The organism is Shewanella sp. GutDb-MelDb, from assembly GCF_002836075.1.
Lineage (GTDB): Bacteria > Pseudomonadota > Gammaproteobacteria > Enterobacterales > Shewanellaceae > Shewanella.
Window position 1 is genome coordinate 1 of record NZ_PJBM01000020.1, and the last position, 4,177, is coordinate 4,177.

Genomic DNA, 4,177 nt, shown 5'->3' on the forward strand with positions numbered 1-4,177 from the left:
AGATGTTATAAGAGACAGATCTATTGTTGTTGTCAGTATGCTGATCTGTTGCATTGTTTTATTTAATGTGTTTCTAATGTTTAAAGCTGATACATGTGGATACATCTTCGTTGGGAAATATGATGCATATATTTTTGAGGTAATGTTGATATCAGTGTGGGATTTTATAAAAATTTTTAACTCATAATAAATATAAATATAGGGATGTAAAAATGCAGGTTAATTCAAGGTTGGCCAGAGCCGTTAAATTGGCACTCGTTAGTTGTACTGCTACTGCAGCAATAAGTTCTCCATTGGTTAGCGCTGCTGACGGACTTGATAAAGATGATAATCTAGAGCGCATAGCAGTAACCGGCTCTAGGATTATCAGGGAAGGGGCTATTGCACCTACTCCTGTTACAGTAATTACTGGTGAAGACTTATTGTCGACAGGGGTGACTAATATAGGTGAGGCGCTAAACCAATTACCAGCTTTAGCTAACACGTATTCTTTAGCAAATTCTGGTCGATTCATTGGAACATCTGGCTTAAACCTTTTAGATCTTAGAAATATGGGAACATCAAGAACGCTAGTTTTAGTTGATGGTAAACGCCATGTCTCGAGTTCAGCTGGTACATCTTCGGTAGATATTAATACAATCCCAAGTGTTTGGATTGATAGAGTCGAAGTTATTACTGGTGGTGCATCTGCAATATATGGAGCCGATGCGGTAACTGGTGTTGTAAACTTTATCTTAAAACAAGATGTAGAAGGCCTAGACGTTTCAGCAACCATAGGAGAGGCCGGTGATAATCCTCTTTCTAAAGAGCGTGTTGCTTTGTCTTATGGCACAAATTTTGATGAAGACCGAGGTAATATTGCATTCGCTGTTGAATATAGTGGTCAAAGTGACTTAAAGGCTTTTGATCGTGAACAAACATCAGTTTCGTTTGCGAGTTTGAAAAATATTAATCGCCCTGTCGACCCTGATGGAAAATTTGTTGACTCAAACAACCCATCAGATCCGGATAGAATTTTTACGCCAAATGCAGGTCACTATACAATTAGTAATGCCGGTACATTTAATCTAGGTGGTTGGAAGTCATTTAATCCAGACGGTTCTATTCGTGACGTTTATCGTGGAACAAATATTGATGGTATTCGATGTGCAGATTGTGATGTAACTAACCTTAATGAGTTTGTTGAATTACAACCTGAATTCAAACGTTATAACATCAATTTGAAAACAAATTATGATATTAATGACAATATGAATGTTTATTTTCAAGCTAAGTATGTCAATAGTAAATCAACGGATGTGGGGCAACCTGCTTTTTATTTTGGTGATCCAGCTAATAACGTAAGTATAGATAATGCTTTCATTAATCCTGAGCTAGTGGCTCTAATGAAAGCAAACAAAGATTCAGATGGTAACCCAGCTCCATTAAGTACGATTAATATTCGTCGCTTCATGACTGATCTTGGGAAAAGAGTTGAAGATGATACACGAGAAACTCAACGTTATGTACTGGGTTTAAAGGGTATTGCATTTGAAGATTGGGATTATGATATGTATGCCGTATATGGCCAAACAGATCTTAAGCGTGTTAATAAAAATAACTTAGTGAAGGCTAATTATAAAAATTCTTTAGATTCAATTTTAGAAAATGGTGTAGCGGTTTGTCGTGATGAAGATGCAAGAGCAGCGGGCTGTGTTCCTGTTGATATTTTTGGAAATGGCAGACCAAGTAATGAAGCCATTAATTATATAAATACTGTCTCCACTGGCACCTCCGTAATAAAACAGACTGTTTTTGGGGGGTCTATCTCTAACTCAGGATTATTTGAGTTACCCGCTGGCTACGTTGGATTTTCAACAGGTGTGGAGTACCGTAAAGAAGAAAGCGAAATTTTTGAACCTGATAATGCAGAAGGTACTTTTTTCAATGTATTAGGTGAAGATAAAGGCGAGTTCGATGTCAGTGAGGTTTTTGCTGAGTTAAATGTTCCGTTACTTTCTGATTTACCGCTGATCCATCAACTTGACATGGAATTAGCTGTTCGTTTTGCCGATTACAGCACCATTGGAAACGCAACGACATGGAAAGCTGGATTAAGCTGGGAAGTAACTGATGAACTTCGAATGCGTTCAACTTATTCTGAAGCAATTAGAGCTCCAAATATCAGTGAATTATTCGGAGCCGCTAGCCAAACATTCTTTAATGTAGATGATTCATGCCGTACTAAAAACCTTAATGAACTGGAAAACCCTGAGACGCGTATAGCTAATTGTGCCGCCCTTGGAGTGCCATCTGATTTTAATTCCGATTATGATTCAAAAACACTTGAAGGATTAAGTGGTGGTAACGAACAACTTAAAGCTGAAGAGTCAAAGAGTTATACTGTTGGTTTCGTTTATCAACCAGATTATGTTGAAGGTCTTTCGATAACAACAGACTACTGGGATATTAAAATTGACAATGCAATTTCCTCAGTTGGCTCACAAGATATTATTGATCGATGTGTCGACTCTAAATCAGGTGTAGGTAATGAATATTGTGCTTTGATCACTCGTGATCCTGGCTCATATGAGATAACTCTCATTAAGCAATTTTCACTTAATATTGCGGCATTAGAAACAGCAGGTATAGATTTCGATATAGGGTATAACTTCGAAGCTTTTAGTGGTGATGTCTCTACAAATTTGATCGCGACACATTTATTAAAACGCAAAGATTTTTCTTTCCAAGATGAACCTAATACTTTTGAAGAACTTGCCGGCGTTTTAGGTAATCCAGAATGGCAAGCTAACTGGACTTTAAAATATTCAATCGATGGATGGGGTGTTAACTGGAGAACTCGCTTCGTTGAAGGGGTAAACTTATATACAGATAAGGATCTTGACCTTAACGCAAATCCAAATAGTAATTTAAGTTATGATGACTATTTTATAAGTGATGCATCAATAGCTTATAACTTTGATTCAGGTATTAGCCTTAAATTTGGTGTTGATAATCTTTTTGACAAAGATTTACCTTATGGAACTACAGGTACAGGAGCAGGCTCTGCTGCTTACGATAATGTAGGACGTTTCTTCTACACTACAGCAAGTTTTAAACTATAAGAGTTACATACTCTAGACTAATCTTATTTTTTAATATTGAAAGTGCAAACTAGTGTTTGCACTTTTTAGTTATTCATACTGATTCTTGATATGGGAAGTCCTTAATTTTATAGACACTTTCTAGTTTATCAGAACTAATTGGCCACCCATCATAGTGGGCTAAGTTTTTGGGCTTTGCCTATACTTTATTTATTCAATTTTGGATGTTTGAGGAGGCAAGGATACCTAGACCCCGTTCAACACAAGTTAGCTTGGAAGATACGCCCTTTTATCATTGTGTCAGTCGCACGGTGAGGAGGGCGCTTTTATGTGGCATTGATGATTACTCTGGTCAGTCTTTTGAGGATCGGCGTGAGTGGATTGAAGATAGACTTCTAATGCTGACTTCAGTCTTTGCTATTGATATTGCCGCTTACGCTGTAATGCCGAATTACTTGCATATCGTGCTTAGGATTGATTTAGAAACTGCACAGTCATGGTCAAGTATTGATGTGGTTAATCAATGGCATCAATTGTTTCAAGGCACGCTGTAAACACAAAAATTTGCTAATGGTGGTTTATGAGGTCATTGAACGAACCCACCGCAAGGTAATAAAGAAGACAAGCTTACAGGGCTCTTTTGGAAGGGCATTTTAAGTCGCAGGCGTTGTTGGATTGCCTGTATGGCTTATGTCGACTTAAAACCTCACAAGTTGTGCCTGTTTTTATTCAATCTAAGACCTTCTTTTCTAGGACATTAATGGCGCAGTTTGAGTTAACAGAATTTGGGAGATACTTAGTTTTAGTTGGTGAATCGTACTCTTAAGGAGTTAATTATTGATAGCACATGTATTGGCTGTCGCCACTTTGTCGCCATTGAGGCATTTTATCGCAATTCATAGGTGAAAAATAATTAGCGTGAAAGAGTATTTAAGCTCAGATAAGGAGAAGGTTTATTATCTAGTGGTGGTGTGCTGGTGTGCTGGTGTGCTGATGTGGGATTTGAACTTTTTAGTATTTGGTGGAAGCGGCGGGTTTACTCGTATCATCCTGACACTCGCCCCTTCGGGGCCGTCGCAAGCGACGTTCAAGTT

The 4,177-nt window shown here is 37.9% G+C and carries 2 protein-coding genes; both read left to right on the forward strand.

Translation table 11 applies throughout. From position 1 onward, the window contains the following. Positions 1 to 212 precede the first annotated feature (212 nt). Positions 213 to 3,104, forward strand: a complete 2,892-nt coding sequence (locus tag CXF82_RS00600) for a TonB-dependent receptor (protein WP_102043485.1) — start codon at positions 213 to 215, stop codon at positions 3,102 to 3,104. A gap of 377 nt (positions 3,105 to 3,481) precedes the next feature. Beyond that, positions 3,482 to 3,637: a hypothetical protein gene (locus tag CXF82_RS22730; protein WP_180961147.1), complete on the forward strand. Its 156-nt coding sequence runs from the start codon at positions 3,482 to 3,484 to the stop codon at positions 3,635 to 3,637. Positions 3,638 to 4,177 lie beyond the last annotated feature (540 nt).

Coding starts and splice junctions, on each gene's coding strand:
- CXF82_RS22730 (WP_180961147.1), top strand. CDS start 3,482: ATGCTGACTTCAGTCTTTGCTATTGATATTGCCGCTTACGCTGTAATG.
- CXF82_RS00600 (WP_102043485.1), top strand. CDS start 213: ATGCAGGTTAATTCAAGGTTGGCCAGAGCCGTTAAATTGGCACTCGTT.